Source organism: Modestobacter sp. SSW1-42 (assembly GCF_046635825.1).
GTDB lineage: Bacteria > Actinomycetota > Actinomycetes > Mycobacteriales > Geodermatophilaceae > Modestobacter.
Genome location: NZ_JBISCA010000001.1, coordinates 530,189 through 544,377, shown reverse-complemented (window position 1 = coordinate 544,377; position 14,189 = coordinate 530,189). Strand labels below are relative to the sequence as shown.

The following is a 14,189-nucleotide window of genomic DNA, read 5'->3' as shown; positions in this document are numbered from 1 at the left end:
TGCGGAGCCGGCCGCGGGGCCGGCTCCGCAGCAGGCTGGCGGAGGCGGACGGGAATCGAACCCGCCTGACCGAGATGCTCGATCACGTCGGCTTTAGAGGCCGCGGGGGCCACCAGACACCCTGACGCCTCCACCGCCGAGCCTACTGGGGCGCGCGGGCGCAGGCGTGCGGGCCGGTCGTAGATTCGGGGCATGACCGCGACGGCCGTCCGCCTGACCCAGTTCGCCCACGGCGGAGGCTGCGCGTGCAAGATCCCGCCCGGCGAGCTGGAGGCGGTCGTCGCCGGCCTCACCCACACCGGCCCGCGCGACCCCTCGGCCGAGCTGGTCGTCGGCCTGGACGACGGGGACGACGCCGCGGTGGTGCGCCTCGCCGGCGGACAGGGCCTGGTGCTCACCACCGACTTCTTCACCCCGGTGGTCGACGACGCGTACGCGTTCGGCCGGATCGCGGCGGCCAACGCGCTGTCCGACGTCTACGCGATGGGCGGCACCCCGGTCGTGGCGGTGAACCTGCTCGGCTGGCCGCGCGACGTGCTCCCCGTCGAGCTCATCGCCGAGGTGCTGCGCGGCGGTCTGGAGGTCGCCCACGAGGCCGGCTGTCACGTGGGCGGTGGGCACTCCATCGACTCCCCCGAGCCCACCTACGGCATGGCCGTGACCGGCCTGGTCGACATCGACAAGATCATCCGCAACGACGCCGCGGTGGCCGGCACCCCGCTGTCGCTGACCAAGCCGCTCGGCGTGGGCGTGCTCAACAACCGGATGAAGAACACCGGCGAACCCTCGCCCGAGGCGATCGCGTCGATGGGCGCGCTGAACGCCGAGGCCTCGGTCGCCGCCGTCGCCGCCGGGATCCGCGCGGGCACCGACGTCACCGGCTTCGGCCTGCTCGGCCACCTCTACAAGATGGCCCGGGCCAGCGGCGTGACTGCGGTCGTCGACGCCGCCGCCGTGCCGTACCTGGCCGGTGCGCGGCAGGCCGTGGCCGACGGCTGGGTCTCCGGCGGCACCCGCCGCAACCTGGACTGGGTGCGCCCGCACACCGACCTGTCGCACGTGTCCGACGAGGAGGCGCTGCTGCTGGCCGACGCGCAGACCTCGGGCGGGTTGCTGCTGGGCGGCGAGGTCCCCGGCGCCCCGGTGATCGGCGAGTTCGTCGCCCAGCAGGAGTTCGCCGTCGTCGTCCGGTAGCCCCTGGGGGCCGAAGTCGCGACTTTGGCCGCCCCGGGGGCGGGAGTAGGTTCCCGGCATGCTGGCCGCGTTCGTCTCCACACCCTCCCCCGACGACCCGCTCTCGGTGCTGGAGGTCGGCGAGCGCCCGGAACCCGAGGCGCCCGAGGGCTGGACGACGGTGACGGTGGAGGCGGCGGCGCTCAACCACCACGACCTGTTCAGCCTGCGCGGCGTCGGGCTGCCGGCCGAGCGGATGCCGATGATCCTGGGCTGCGACGCCGCGGGCATCGCCGCCGACGGCACCGAGGTCGTCGTCCACTCGGTGATCACCAGCCCCGGGTGGACCGGCGACGAGACGATGGACCCCAAGCGCTCGCTGCTGTCCGAGCGGTACCAGGGCACGCTGGCCGAGCGGGTCGTCGTCCCGGCGCGCAACGTCGTCCCGAAGCCCGCCGCGCTGTCGTTCGCCGAGGCGGCCTGCCTGCCCACCGCCTGGCTGACCGCCTACCGGATGCTGTTCGTCCGTTCCGGGCTTCGGCCGGGGCAGACCGTGCTGGTGCAGGGTGCCAGCGGCGGCGTGGCCACCGCGCTCGTGCAGCTGGGGTCGGCCGCCGGCTACCGGATGTGGGTCACCGGCCGCAGCGAGCAGAAGCGGGCGGCGGCGCTGGCCCTGGGCGCGGACCAGGCGTTCGAGCCCGGCGCGCGGCTGCCCGAGCGGGTGGACGGCGTGATGGAGAGCGTCGGGAAGGCCACCTGGGGGCACAGCATCCGGTCGCTCCGGCCGGGCGGTGTCGTCGTGACCTGCGGCGCCACCACCGGTTTCGACCCCAGCGCGGAGCTCAACCGGGTCTTCTTCACCCAGCTGTCGGTGGTCGGGTCGACGATGGGCACCCGGGAGGAGCTGTCGGACCTGCTGCGGATGCTGGAGGTCACCGGGGTGCGGCCGCAGATCGACGTCGAGCTGCCGCTGCGTGAGGCCCGCGAGGGGTTCGCCCGGATGCTCGAGGGGCGCACCAACGGCAAGATCGTCTTCTCGGTCTGAGTCAGGCGCGGGCGCGCTGCTTCTCGATCTTCGCTGCGAGCACGGGCTGGTCCTTGAGCGGCATGTACGGCAGTGCGGGCTCCAGCTCGGGCAGCCGCGAGCGCTGGTTCATCACGATCCGGAAGGCGGTGGCCACGGTGATGCCGTGGTCGGGGCGGGAGACGACCTCGACGGCGTCGCCGGCACCGAGCTCGCCGGTCTCCAGCACGCGCAGGTAGGCGCCGGTGGCGCCGTGCGCGGCGAACCGCTTCACCAGGTCGGGCACGCCCCAGAAGCGGGCGAAGTTGGCGCAGGGCGTGCGCCAGGCGGTCACCTCGAGCAGCGCCGTCCCGACCTGCCAGCGCTCGCCGATGACCGCGGCGTCGAGGTCGATGCCGGACGTGCGCAGGTTCTCCCCGAACCGGCCGGGCGGCAGCTCGCGGCCGAGCTCGGCGGACCAGAAGTCGGCGTCGGCCTGGGCGTAGGCGTAGACCGCCTGGCCCTCACCGCCGTGGTGCTTCCTGTTGACCTGGACGTCGCCGTCCAGGCCCAGCGGGTGGACGGCGACCCGGCCGGCGACCGGCTTCTTGTCGATGCCGGAGCGGTTCGGGCGCCGGTCCGGCAGCGGCAGGAGGTCGGACCCCGAGACGCAGACCGCCTCCAGCCGCCCGGTCACTTCTTGGCGGCCGTGGACTCGTTGGTGGAGAGCGCGGCCACGAAGGCCTCCTGGGGGACCTCGACGCGGCCGACCATCTTCATCCGCTTCTTGCCCTCCTTCTGCTTCTCCAGCAGCTTGCGCTTGCGGGTGATGTCACCGCCGTAGCACTTGGCCAGGACGTCCTTGCGGATCGCGCGGACGGTCTCGCGGGCGATGACCCGGGCGCCGACGGCGGCCTGGATCGGCACCTCGAACTGCTGGCGGGGGATCAGCTCGCGCAGCTTGCCGGCCATCAGGACGCCGTAGCTGTACGCCTTGTCCTTGTGCACGATCGCGGAGAACGCGTCGACGGCTTCGCCCTGCAGCAGGATGTCGACCTTCACCAGGTCGGACTGCTGCTCGCCGGCCTCCTGGTAGTCCAGGCTCGCGTAGCCGCGGGTGCGGGACTTCAGCGCGTCGAAGAAGTCGAAGATGATCTCGCCGAGGGGCAGCGTGTACCGCAGCTCGACCCGGGTCTCGGACAGGTAGTCCATGCCGGTCAGCGACCCGCGGCGGCCCTGGCAGAGCTCCATGATGGCGCCGGTGTAGTCGCTGGGCGCGATGATCGTGGCGTTGACGACCGGCTCGTAGACCGCCGCCATCTTCCCGTGCGGCCAGTCGCTGGGGTTGGTGACGACCACCTCCGAGCCGTCCTCCATGACCACCCGGTAGACGACGTTGGGCGCGGTGGAGATGAGGCTGAGCCCGCCCTCGCGCTCCAGCCGCTCGCGGACGATCTCCAGGTGCAGCAGGCCGAGGAAGCCGACCCGGAACCCGAAGCCGAGCGCGGCGGAGGTCTCCGGCTCGTAGACCAGGGCGGCGTCGTTGAGCAGCAGCTTGTCCAGGGACTCGCGCAGCAGCTGGTACTCGCTGCCGTCGATCGGGTACAGGCCGGAGTAGACCATCGGCTTGGGGTCGCTGTAACCGCCGATCGGCTCGGCGGCCGGCTTGTGCTGCAGCGTGACGGTGTCACCGACGCGGGACTGGCGGACGTCCTTCACCCCGGTGATGAAGTAGCCGACCTCGCCGACGCCGAGCCCCTCGACCGGCTTGGGCTCCGGGGAGATGACGCCGATCTCGAGCAGCTCGTGGGCCGCGCCGGTGGACATCATCTTGATCCGGTCGCGGCCGGAGATGCGGCCGTCCATGACCCGGACGTAGGTGATGACGCCGCGGTAGATGTCGTAGACCGAGTCGAAGATCATCGCCCGGGCGGGGCCCTCGGCGTCGCCGACCGGGGCCGGGATCTTGGCGACGATCTCGTCGAGCAGCTCGGGGACTCCCACGCCGGTCTTGCCGCTGACCCGCAGCACGTCGGAGGGGTCGCAGCCGATGATGTTGGCGATCTCGGCGGCGAACTTCTCCGGCTGGGCCGCGGGCAGGTCGATCTTGTTGAGCACCGGGATGATCGTCAGGTTGTTCTCGATCGCCAGGTACAGGTTCGCCAGCGTCTGCGCCTCGATGCCCTGCGCGGCGTCGACCAGCAGCACGGCGCCCTCACAGGCGGCCAGCGAGCGGGACACCTCGTAGGTGAAGTCGACGTGCCCGGGGGTGTCGATCATGTCGAGGACGTACTCCTCGCCGTCGACCTCCCACGGCAGGCGCACGTTCTGGGACTTGATGGTGATGCCGCGTTCGCGCTCGATGTCCATCCGGTCGAGGTACTGGGCGCGCATCTGGCGCCCCTCGACGATGCCGGTCACCTCGAGCATCCGGTCGGCCAACGTCGACTTGCCGTGGTCGATGTGGGCGATGATGCAGAAGTTCCGGATCCGGGCGGGATCGGTGCTGGCAGGAGTCGTCACAGTGCGCCCATCGTCCCACGGACCGCGCCCCACTTCAGCGATCGCCCACGGCGAGGTCGTCCGCCGTGTGGCGGTCGACGGCCGATCGGCACGCAGGACCGGGCGCCGGACCGCGGCCTGCCCGCGGCTGTTGGGTGCGCAGCGCCGGGCTGGTATCTTGTGAGGCCGGTCCGCAGTGCGCTCCCCTGCGCCGCGGACGTGCGACTCAGCACGAGCACTGACCCAGACTCCCAGAGACATTCGAGGCTCACGCGTGGCGAACATCAAGTCCCAGATCAAGCGGATCAAGACCAACGAGATCGCGCGCAAGCGCAACGTCGCGGTCAAGTCCTCGCTGAAGACGACCGTCCGTCGTTTCCGCACGGCCGCCGAGGCCGGGGACAAGGAGACCGCCCTCACCGCGCTGCAGGTCGCCAGCAAGGCGCTGGACAAGGCCGCCAGCAAGGGCATCATCCACAAGAACCAGGCCGCGAACCGCAAGTCGGCGCTGGCCAAGAAGGCCGCCAGCCTCTGACCTCCCGAGCGCGACCGCGTGCCGGTCGCCTCGCCGACGAGCCCCTCTCCCCGCCGGGAGAGGGGCTCGTCGCCGTTGCAGGGGCCGACGCGCTGCCCGCGGGCGGCAGGTCAGCGGAAGGAACGGGCCCGCTCGCCGGCGCCGGCCGCACGGATCGCCACCAGCTGCCGGATCGCGCGCTCCAGCGCGTAGTCGGCGCTGGCCGCGGCGCCCTTGACGTCGGCGTTGAGCGAGGCCGCCACCCCGATGGCCTGCTGCAGCGCGTCGATGGTCCAGCCGCGGGCCTGTGACTGGGCCTTCTTCACCTTCCACGGCGGGAGCTTGAGCTGGCGGGCCAGCTCACCGATGTTGGTGGTGTTCAGCGAGGCGACCCGGGCCGCGGTGCGGACCCCGTCGGCCAGCGCGTCGGCGATGAGCACGTGCGCCACCCCGCGGTCGAGCGCCCAGCGCAGCATCTCGACCGAGCCGGCCGTGTCGCCCACCAGCACCCGCTCGGCGACGGTGAAGCCGGTGACCTCGGCCTGCCCGCGGTGGAAGCGGGCCACCGCGTCGGCGTCGATGGCGCCGCCGAAGTCCGACACCAGCTGGCCGGCCGCGGCCGACAGCCCGCGCAGGTCGTTGCCCACCGCGTCCAGGAGCGCGGTGACCGCGTCGGGGGTGATCCGCCCGCCGGCGTGCCGAACCTCGTTGCGCACGAAGGCGATCCGCTCCCCCGCCGAGCTGATCTTCGGGCAGTCGTCGATCGCGGCGCCGGCGGCCTTGAACGCCTTGACCAGCGCCTCGTTCCGCTTGCCGCCGTGGTGCACCAGCACCAGCGTCAGCTCCGGGTCGGGGTCCTTGGTGTAGCTGATCAGGGTGTCGGCCAGCGCCGCGGCCGCCTCGTGCACGCCGGTGACCACGACCAGCCGGTGCCCGCCGAACAGCGACGGCGCGAGGGCGTCGCTCAGCTGCCCGAGCGCGAGCCCGGCGGCGGCCAGCTCGTGCTCCTCGCTGTCGGGGTGGGCCTCGCGCACCGCGGCGCGCACGGCGCTCACCGCCCGGGCGCGCAGCAGCTCCTCCTCGCCGGCCACGACGCGCAGGCGGGACGTCGGTGCCGGGGGTGCTGCTGCCACGGCTCCATGCTGCCACGCGGTACCGACCGGACCGGGGCGTCGTCACCGACCCGGGGGCGGGAGCCGGCGCGGGCGCGGGGCCGGCGGCCGTGGCGCGCAGCACCGCGTCCGGGCCACGCACGGCCACGCCCCAGCTGCCGGCCCGGCCCACGACGGCGACGTCGCCGTCCCGGTCGGTGCGGTAGGTGCGCATGCCCGTCTGTGCCAGCCAGTCCAGCAGCCGGTCGGCGGGGTGGCCGTAGGTGTTGTCGGCCCCCACGGACACCAGGGCCACGGCGGCACCGCTGGCCGCCAGGAACGCCGGGTCGGCGTCCGCGCTGCCGTGGTGGGGCACCTTCAGCACGTCGGCGGACAGGTCGGCGCCGCCGGCCAGGACGCGCGCCTCGGCCGCGGCGCTGAGGTCACCGCTGAACAGCACCCGGAGCCCGCGCTGGGTGGCCTTGAGGACCAGGCTCAGGTCGTTGGGTTCGGCGCCGGCGGTGGCCCGTGCGGGGTCGGGCGCCAGCGCCTCGAACGCGGCGGTGCCCACGGTCCGGCGGTCGCCGGGCACGAGCACCGCCTGGCGGGCGCCGGCACGGGCGACCACCTCCGCGACGGCCGGCGCCCGGTCGTCGGTCGGGGCGAGGGCGCCGGTCACCACCTCGCCCACCTCGCGGCCGGACAGCGCCCCGGCCAGACCGCCCACGTGGTCGGCGTCCAGGTGGGACAGCACGACCAGCGGCAGCCGGCGCACCCCCAGCCGGTCCAGGCAGCCGTCGATGAGCACGCCGTGGGGCCCGGCGTCCACGAGCACCGCCTCGCCCGGCGCGGTGGGGAGCACCAGGGCATCGCCCTGACCGATGTCGCACGCGATGACCACCGTCTCCGGTGGCGGCCAGCCGCGGGTGACCTGGCGCAGCGGCCAGCCGACCAGCACCACACCCAGCAGCGCCGCCAGGGCCAGCGGCCGTGACCGTGGCCACCGCACCAGCGCCCAGGTGACGGCGGCGAGCACCGCGGCCAGCAACACCGCTCCCCCGGCACCCCGCGGCCAGCCGGTCGCCCCGTCGGGGACGGCCGCCGCCCGCTCGGCCACCAGCACCAGCCAGCGCACCGGCCAGCCGGCCAGCCAGGTCAGCCCGTCGGCGGCACCGGGCAGGACCGGCGAGACCACCGCGGCCAGCAGCCCGAGCACGGTCGCCGGGGCGACGGCCGGCGCGGCCAGCAGGTTGGCCGGCAACGACACCAGGCTGACCAGCCCGGACAGCGCCGCCACGAGCGGGGCGGTGACGATCCCGGCGGCCGCGCTGACCGCCAGCGCGTCAGCGACCGGCCGCGGGACGCCCCGGCGCCGCAGCGACCGGGACCAGCCCGGTGCCAGCAGCACGATCGCGGCGGTGGCCGCCACCGAGAGCATGAAGCCCCCGTCGGTCGCCAGCGCCGGGGAGACCAGCAGCAGCACCAGCACGGTCGCGGCCAGCGCGGGCACGGCGGCCCGGGCCCGGCCGGACGCCAGGGCGAGCACGCCGACCGCGCCCATCGCCGCGGCCCGCAGCACGCTGGCCCCCGGCCGGGCCAGGACGACGAACCCGACGATCGCCAGCGCGGCCACCAGGGCCTGGACCCGCCGGTCGCTGCCCCGGGCGCGCAGTGGCCACAGCACCAGCGCCACCACGATCGCCACGTTCGCGCCGGACACCGCGGTCAGGTGCGCCAGCCCGGCCCGCCGGAACTCGGCGGTGAGCGCCGGGTCCATCGCGGTGGTGTCGCCGACGACCAGCCCGGGCAGCAGCCCGGCCGGCCGCGCGGGCAGGGTACGCACCGCGGAGTCGGCGAGCCCCCGGCGGAGCGCACCGGCGACGTCCTGCGCCCTGCCCGGGCCGCCGACGGGCTCCGGTGGGGAACGGGCCGACAGCACCGCCCAGACGTCGTCGCCCGGCTCGGCTGCCCGGACCGCGGCGCGCAGCCGCACCGACTGCCCGGGCAGCAGACCGGTCCACTCGTCGGCGGGCCCGAACAGCAGCACCGGGTCCCCGTCCAGCGGCTGCCCGCCGGCCTCGCTGACGCTGCCCGCGACCAGCACCCGGGGCAGCCCGGCCCCGGCCAGCAGCCGCGGGTCGTCGTCCAGCTCGACCACGACGGGGACCACGGCGTCCCGCTCGGCGAGCCCGGCCAGCGGGGAGAGGTCACGGGCGTGCCCGCGCACCGCCGACGCGGCGCCGGCCAGCGTCACCGCTGCCAGACAGAGCAGCAGCACCGACGACGCCGCGCCCTGCGACGCCTCGTGCCGGGTGCGCACGAGGACCCCGGCGCCACCCAGCGCCGCCACGGCGGCGAGCGTGAGCAGCACCGGCACCGGCAGGTGGGGCGCGGCCAGCGTGAGCAGCCACACCGTGCCGGCGGCGGGGACCAGCCGCAGGTCCACCCACGTCCAGCGCTGCTCGGTGCGGGCCCGCCGGACCGGCGGCCGGGTCGACGGCACGTCAGACCCGGACCCGCCCGGCCAGCTCGGCGGAGACCGCCGGCCCGATGCCGCTGACGTCGTCGAGCTGGTCGACGGAGGTGAACGGGCCGTGCTCGGCCCGGTGGTCGACGATCCGCTGGGCCAGCACCGGACCGATCCCCGGGAGGGAGTCTAGGTCGGCGACGGTGGCGGTGTTGAGGTCCAGCAGCCCGCCGTCGGCGGCCGCGGCCGGGGCGTCGGCGGGCAGCCCGGGGACACCGACGGCGATCTGCTGGCCGTCGGTCAGCAGGGCGGCGGCGTTGACCGACGCCGGGTCGGCCTCGGGCAGCAACCCGCCGGCGGCGGCGAGCGCGTCGGCCACGCGGGAGCCGGCCGGCAGCGTGACCAGCCCCGGGGCGGCGACGAGTCCGACCACCGACACGACGACGCTCCCGGACGGCGGCGTGGGCCCCGCACCTGGTGCGGGCTCCAGGGCGTCCGACGGGGCAGCCGACGGGGCAGCCGTCGCCCCGGTGGCCGGGACCGGTTCGACCGCTGGGCGGCCCAGCCAGGTCCAGCCGATCATCGCCGCGGCAGCGACCACGGCCACCGCCCACACCGCCCAGGCGCCCCGCCGTCCCGGGTCGAGCCGGACCGCCCGGCCGGGAGCCCGGTGACGTCCCAGCCCGGCCGGCAGCGGCCCGTCCGGCGCGGCCTGCGGCTCCGGCACGTCGGAGGCGGGGTCGTCGTCCCACTCGTCGGGCTCGGGATCGTCCTCCGGCACCCAGCCCTCCCGCGCCCGGCCCTCGGCGAGCAGCACCCGCAGGCGGGCGCGGATGACGTCGGCATCGTCGCTGCGGCGGGCGGAGGAGCGCACCGCAGGGACGCTAGGAGCCCGCCGCCCGGCCCGGCGGCCCGCGGACGAGGTTGTGGACGGTCACCCGCGCTGTGGACGACGGCGCCCGCGGGACCGGTGGCGACGGGGACGGTGGGCGGCGTGCCCACCGACTGCTCAGCCCGGGGCGCCGGTCACCGGCGCCACCACGACGCCCACCGCACCGGGCCCCACGTGCGCCCCGACCGCGGCGCCCAGCTCGCTGACGAAGACCTCGGTCACCGACGGCAGCTGGGCCGCCAGCTGGTCGGCCAGCTTCTGCGCGCGCTCGGGCGCGGCCAGGTGGTGCACCGCCACCGCCACCGGGCGCTCGCCGGCCGCCTCCGTGGCCCGCTGCACGAGCCGGTTGAGCGCGCGGGCCGAGGTGCGCACCTTCTCCAGGGCGACGACCTGCCCGTCGGTCACGTGCAGCACCGGCTTCATCGCCAGCGCGCTGCCCAGCAGCGCCGCGGCCGAGCCGATGCGCCCGCCGCGGCGCAGGTGCTCGAGGGTGTCGACGACGAAGAAGGTGCGGGTGGCCGCGGCGGTGTCCCGGGCCGCCGCGGCCACCTCCTCGGCGGAGGCGCCGCGCTCGGCCGCCCGGGCGGCGGCCAGCACCGCGAAGCCGCTGCCCATGGCCGCCGAGCGCGAGTCCAGCACGGTCACCAGGTGCTCGCCCACCTGCGAGGCGGCGACCCGGGCGGCGTCCCAGGTGCCCGACAGCTCCCCGGACAGGTGCACCGACACCAAGCGGTCCGCGCCGCCGGCCAGCAGCCGCCGGTAGACCGCGACGAAGTCCCCCGGCGTGGGCCGGCTGGTGGTCACCTGCCCGCCGCGCGCGGCCAGCGACCGGGCCACCTCCGCGGACGTGACGTCGCTGCCCTCCCGGCCCGACCGCCCGGCCAGCACCACGTAGAGCGGCACCACCTCGATCCCGTGCCGGGCGACGAGGTCGGCGGGGAGGTAGGCCGTCGAGTCGGTGACCACGGCGACGGACATGGCGCGAGGCTAGCCGCGGTCCGGCACCGCGGTACCGGGACGTCGCTCAGCCGGCGGCGTCGGCGTCCGTCGCCGCGGTGTCGGCCGGGGGCTCTGCCACGTCCGGGACGTCGGAGGCCGACGGGCCCGGGAACGGCCCGCGGTCGCCGCTGGATCCGGCGCGACGGCCCTCGACGGTCGCCGGCGCGGCCAGGTTGTGCCGCATCAGCCGCCAGCCCGACGCCTGGAACGACAGCTCGCTCCAGTGACAGTTCCCCAGCGGGCCGAAGACCCGCCGCTGCTCGGCACCCAGCCCCAGGAGCGCCTCGATCAGCCGGCCGGCGGTGCCACCGTGGGTCACCAGCACGGCCACGTCCGCCGGCGGGAGGTCGGCCACGGCGGCCAGCGCCCGCGCCGCCACCTCGGCCTGCGCCTCACCGCCCCGGCCGGGCACCGGACGACCGGCGATCCAGTCGGCGTACTGACCGGGGTGACGCTCGGCCACCTCGTCGCGGGTCAGGCCCTCCCAGCTGCCCAGCCCGTGCTCACGCAGCCGACCGTCGACCTGGACGCCCACGCCCAGCAGCGGGGCCAGCGCACCGGCGGTGTCCCGGGCCCGGTGCAGGTCGCTGGAGACCAGCACGGTGTCCTCACCGCGCAGCAGGGCGGCCAGGTGCGGCGCGGTGCGGGCCGCCTGCGCCCGCCCCTCGTCGTCCAGCGGCGGGTCGAGCTGGCCCTGGAACCGCCCACCGGCGTTCCAGGCGGTGCGCCCGTGCCGCCACACCAGCAGGCGGTGCACCGGCGGGGCGGCCGGGCCTGCGGTCACCGGTCGGTCTCGTCCAGGTCCGCGTCGGCCGTGCCGTCGGTGGGCTCGTCGTCGTCCGGCTCGTCGGCCGCCGGGGCGGCTGCGGCGGCGGGCGGGGCCGCGCTGTCGGTGAAGGGGATCACCGGGCAGTCCTTCCAGAGCCGCTCGAGGGCGTAGTAGGCGCGCTCCTCGGCGTGCTGGACGTGCACCACGACGTCGACGAAGTCGAGCAGCACCCAGCGGCCCTCAGCCACGCCCTCGCGGCGGACGGGCTTGATGTCGTGCTCGCGCAGCCGTTCCTCGACCGCGTCGACGATCGCCTGCACCTGCCGCTCGTTGGGCGCCGACGTCAGGACGAACGCGTCGGTGATGGCCAGCCGGTCGCTGACGTCGACGATGGACACGTCGGTGGCGAGCTTGTCGGCGGCGGCCTGCGCTGCGATGAGCGCGGTCTCACGTGCCTCGGCTGAGGCGGTCATCGGGGGTTCTCCTGCGGTTCGGGGGACGCGTCGTCCCCGGGGGCTGGGTCGTCGGGCAGGGTGGGGCGGGCGGCGTCGGTGGCCCGGGGCCCACCTGCCGGGGGCCCGGGGAGCCGTGGCTCCGTGCCGGGCAGCACGGCACCGGTGGGCGTTCCCCGGTAGAGCCCGCGCTTCTCGATGTACTGGACCACGCCGTCGGGCACCAGGTACCAGACGGGCATCCCGCGCTGCACCCGGTCGCGGCAGTCGGTGGAGCTGATGGCCAGCGCCGGGACCTCGACCAGGCTGACCGCGCCCCGGGGCAGGTCGGCGTCGGCGAGCTGGTAGCCCGGCCGGGTCACCCCGACGAAGTGCGCCAGCCCGAAGAGCTTGTCGGTCTCGTGCCAGCCGACGATCTGGGCGAGCGCGTCGGCGCCGGTGATGAAGAAGAGCTCCGCATCGGGGTGGAGACGGTGCAGGTCGGCGAGGGTGTCGATCGTGTAGGTCGGGCCCTCGCGGTCGAGGTCGACCCGGCTCACCGAGAACCGCGGGTTGGACGCGGTGGCGATGACCGTCATGAGGTAGCGGTCCTCGGCCGGGCTGACGCCGCGCTCGGTCTTCTGCCACGGCTGGCCGGTCGGCACGAACACCACCTCGTCCAGCCCGAACAGGCCGGCGACCTCACTGGCGGCCACGAGGTGGCCGTGGTGGACAGGGTCGAACGTCCCGCCCATCACCCCGAGTCGACGTGCTGCCACCGACCGAGACTAGCCCGGTCCGGACGGAGCCGGTCGTCCGACCACCGGCTCCGGCGCCACCGGCACGCCGGGGAGGGCGGGCGGTGGTCGTCACCGACCCCCGCCCGCCGACCGGCCCCCCCGTGCAGCCGGTCGCCGACGGCTCCGCCCGCGCGCGCCCCGGAGAGCGCTCCCGCGGACCGGTGGCCGCCGTCCTGCACTGCACAACGTGACGGAACCGTCTCGGTTACGGGTGTGCGGCGACCAACTGCCGAGGACCGGCCGCTGGGCTCAGCGGACGTGGCCGCTGCCGGTGACGACATAGGTGGTGGAGGTGAGCTTGGGCAGGCCGAGCGGCCCGCGCGCGTGCAGCTTCTGCGTGGAGATGCCGATCTCGGCGCCGAACCCGAACTCGCCGCCGTCGGTGAACCGGGTGGAGGCGTTGACCAGGACGGCGGCGGCGTCGACCCCGGCGGTGAAGTCGGCGATCGCCCGCGCCGAGTCGGCCACGATCGCCTCCGAGTGGCCGCTCCCCCACCGCGCGATGTGGTCGAGTGCCTGCGGCAGGTCGTCGACCACGCGCACGGCCATGTCCAGCGACAGGTACTCGGTGGCCCAGTCCTCGTCGGTGGCCGGGACGACGGCCTCGTGCGCGGCCCGCGCCGCCTCGTCGCCGTGCAGCGTGACCCCGGCGTCGGCGAGGGCGGCCAGCAGCCGCGGCAGGAACGGGACGTCGCGGTGCACCAGCAGCGTCTCGGCGGAGTTGCAGACGCTCACCCGTGAGGTCTTGGCGTTGAGCACGATCGCCTCGGCCATCGCGGCGTCGGCGGAGGCGTCGACGTAGACGTGGCAGTTGCCCACGCCGGTCTCGATCACCGGCACCGTCGCCTCGGCCACCACGCGGGCGATGAGCGACGCCCCGCCGCGCGGGATCACCACGTCGACCAGCCCGCGGGCGTGCAGCAGCTCGCCCACCGAGGCGCGGTTGGCGGGCAGCAGCGCGATGCAGCCGGCCGGCAGCCCGGCCTTCTCGGCGGCCTCGGTGAGGACGGCGACCAGCGCGGTGTTGGTGCGGTGCGCGGAGGCCGAGCCCCGCAGCAGCGCCGCGTTGCCGCTCTTCAGGCACAGGCCGGCGGCGTCGACGGTGACGTTCGGGCGGGCCTCGTAGACGATCCCGACCACCCCGAGCGGCACCCGCACCTGCCGCAGCTGCAGCCCGTTGGCCAGCGTCGACCCACGGACGACGTCGCCGACCGGGTCGGGCAGCGAGACCAGGTGGCGGAGCGCGTCGGCGACCCCGGCCAGCCGTGCCGGGTCCAGCCGCAGCCGGTCGAGCACCGACTCCGCGGTGCCCTCGGCGGCGGCGGCCGCGACGTCGGCGGCGTTGGCGGCCAGCACCTCGTCGGCGCGCTCGCCCAGGGCCTCGGCCATCGCGGTGAGCGCGGCGTCCTTGGTCTCGGTGGGCAGCGTGCGCAGCACCCGGGCGGCCTCACGGGCACGGGCCGCAGCGGCCCCGATCAGCGGCAGGTCAGCGTCGGACACGGCCGCCAGGTTACGCGCGAGGGCACTCCCGTCCGAGCTCCGCGCGCG

Annotated in this window: 12 protein-coding genes, 1 tRNA gene and 1 pseudogene; 3 read left to right on the top strand and 11 right to left on the bottom strand. The window is 75.5% G+C overall.

Annotation, left to right across the window (positions count from 1 at the left end; genetic code table 11):
* Window positions 1-36: 36 nt before the first annotated feature.
* Window positions 37-132 (bottom strand) — tRNA-OTHER (locus ACGBYP_RS02715).
* 60 nt (window positions 133-192) lie between these two features.
* On the opposite strand from ACGBYP_RS02715, the gene selD reads away from it, so the two are divergent.
* Window positions 193-1,194 carry a selenide, water dikinase SelD gene (selD, locus tag ACGBYP_RS02710; RefSeq protein ID WP_411581725.1) on the top strand — a complete coding sequence of 334 codons (1,002 nt, stop codon included), beginning with the start codon at window positions 193-195 and terminating at the stop codon, window positions 1,192-1,194.
* A 58-nt stretch (window positions 1,195-1,252) separates the two neighbouring features.
* Window positions 1,253-2,218, top strand: a complete 966-nt coding sequence (locus ACGBYP_RS02705; RefSeq protein ID WP_411581724.1) for a zinc-binding dehydrogenase — start codon at window positions 1,253-1,255, stop codon at window positions 2,216-2,218.
* A gap of 1 nt (window position 2,219) precedes the next feature.
* Here the strand turns inward: ACGBYP_RS02705 and ACGBYP_RS02700 are convergent, their stop codons facing one another.
* Both ACGBYP_RS02700 and lepA read right to left on the bottom strand, forming a co-directional pair.
* Window positions 2,220-2,873 carry an MOSC domain-containing protein gene (locus tag ACGBYP_RS02700; RefSeq protein ID WP_411581723.1) on the bottom strand — a complete coding sequence of 218 codons (654 nt, stop codon included), beginning with the start codon at window positions 2,871-2,873 and terminating at the stop codon, window positions 2,220-2,222.
* The gene (lepA, locus tag ACGBYP_RS02695; protein ID WP_411581722.1) at window positions 2,870-4,699 is read right to left on the bottom strand and encodes a translation elongation factor 4; all 1,830 of its coding nucleotides are present in this window, start codon (window positions 4,697-4,699) and stop codon (window positions 2,870-2,872) included. The genes ACGBYP_RS02700 and lepA overlap by 4 nt, the downstream gene beginning before the upstream one ends.
* Before the next feature lie 253 nt (window positions 4,700-4,952).
* On the opposite strand from lepA, the gene rpsT reads away from it, so the two are divergent.
* Window positions 4,953-5,213 (top strand): 30S ribosomal protein S20, encoded by a 261-nt coding sequence (gene rpsT / locus ACGBYP_RS02690; protein ID WP_411581721.1) that lies wholly within the window; start codon window positions 4,953-4,955, stop codon window positions 5,211-5,213.
* Between the two features lie 110 nt (window positions 5,214-5,323).
* On the opposite strand, the gene holA is transcribed toward rpsT, so the two are convergent.
* The 8 genes and pseudogenes from holA to ACGBYP_RS02650 form a co-directional block, all read right to left on the bottom strand.
* Complete coding sequence (holA, locus tag ACGBYP_RS02685) at window positions 5,324-6,226, bottom strand: DNA polymerase III subunit delta (protein WP_411582222.1); 903 nt, start codon at window positions 6,224-6,226, stop codon at window positions 5,324-5,326.
* 421 nt (window positions 6,227-6,647) lie between these two features.
* Window positions 6,648-8,126 (bottom strand): annotated as a pseudogene (locus ACGBYP_RS02680) (ComEC/Rec2 family competence protein); the annotation flags it as partial.
* A 661-nt stretch (window positions 8,127-8,787) separates the two neighbouring features.
* On the bottom strand, window positions 8,788-9,624 hold the full coding sequence (locus ACGBYP_RS02675; protein ID WP_411581720.1) for a ComEA family DNA-binding protein: 837 nt from the start codon (window positions 9,622-9,624) through the stop codon (window positions 8,788-8,790).
* A 135-nt stretch (window positions 9,625-9,759) separates the two neighbouring features.
* Complete coding sequence (locus ACGBYP_RS02670; RefSeq protein WP_411581719.1) at window positions 9,760-10,620, bottom strand: DegV family protein; 861 nt, start codon at window positions 10,618-10,620, stop codon at window positions 9,760-9,762.
* Between the two features lie 46 nt (window positions 10,621-10,666).
* Window positions 10,667-11,425, bottom strand: a complete 759-nt coding sequence (locus tag ACGBYP_RS02665; RefSeq protein WP_411581718.1) for a histidine phosphatase family protein — start codon at window positions 11,423-11,425, stop codon at window positions 10,667-10,669.
* Window positions 11,422-11,883, bottom strand: coding sequence for a ribosome silencing factor (gene rsfS, locus ACGBYP_RS02660; protein WP_411581717.1), 462 nt, complete (start codon window positions 11,881-11,883; stop codon window positions 11,422-11,424). The genes ACGBYP_RS02665 and rsfS overlap by 4 nt, the downstream gene beginning before the upstream one ends.
* Window positions 11,880-12,620, bottom strand: a complete 741-nt coding sequence (gene nadD / locus ACGBYP_RS02655) for a nicotinate-nucleotide adenylyltransferase (RefSeq protein WP_411581716.1) — start codon at window positions 12,618-12,620, stop codon at window positions 11,880-11,882. Before nadD ends, rsfS begins: the two co-directional genes overlap by 4 nt.
* 270 nt (window positions 12,621-12,890) lie before the next feature.
* Window positions 12,891-14,141 carry a glutamate-5-semialdehyde dehydrogenase gene (locus ACGBYP_RS02650; RefSeq protein WP_411581715.1) on the bottom strand — a complete coding sequence of 417 codons (1,251 nt, stop codon included), beginning with the start codon at window positions 14,139-14,141 and terminating at the stop codon, window positions 12,891-12,893.
* Window positions 14,142-14,189: the final 48 nt, after the last annotated feature.

Excerpts from the sequence above, each read along its gene's own strand:
- ACGBYP_RS02670 (WP_411581719.1), bottom strand. The coding sequence starts at position 10,620 with ATGTCCGTCGCCGTGGTCACCGACTCGACGGCCTACCTCCCCGCCGAC.
- rsfS (WP_411581717.1), bottom strand. The coding sequence starts at position 11,883 with ATGACCGCCTCAGCCGAGGCACGTGAGACCGCGCTCATCGCAGCGCAG.
- ACGBYP_RS02705 (WP_411581724.1), top strand. The coding sequence starts at position 1,253 with ATGCTGGCCGCGTTCGTCTCCACACCCTCCCCCGACGACCCGCTCTCG.
- selD (WP_411581725.1), top strand. The coding sequence starts at position 193 with ATGACCGCGACGGCCGTCCGCCTGACCCAGTTCGCCCACGGCGGAGGC.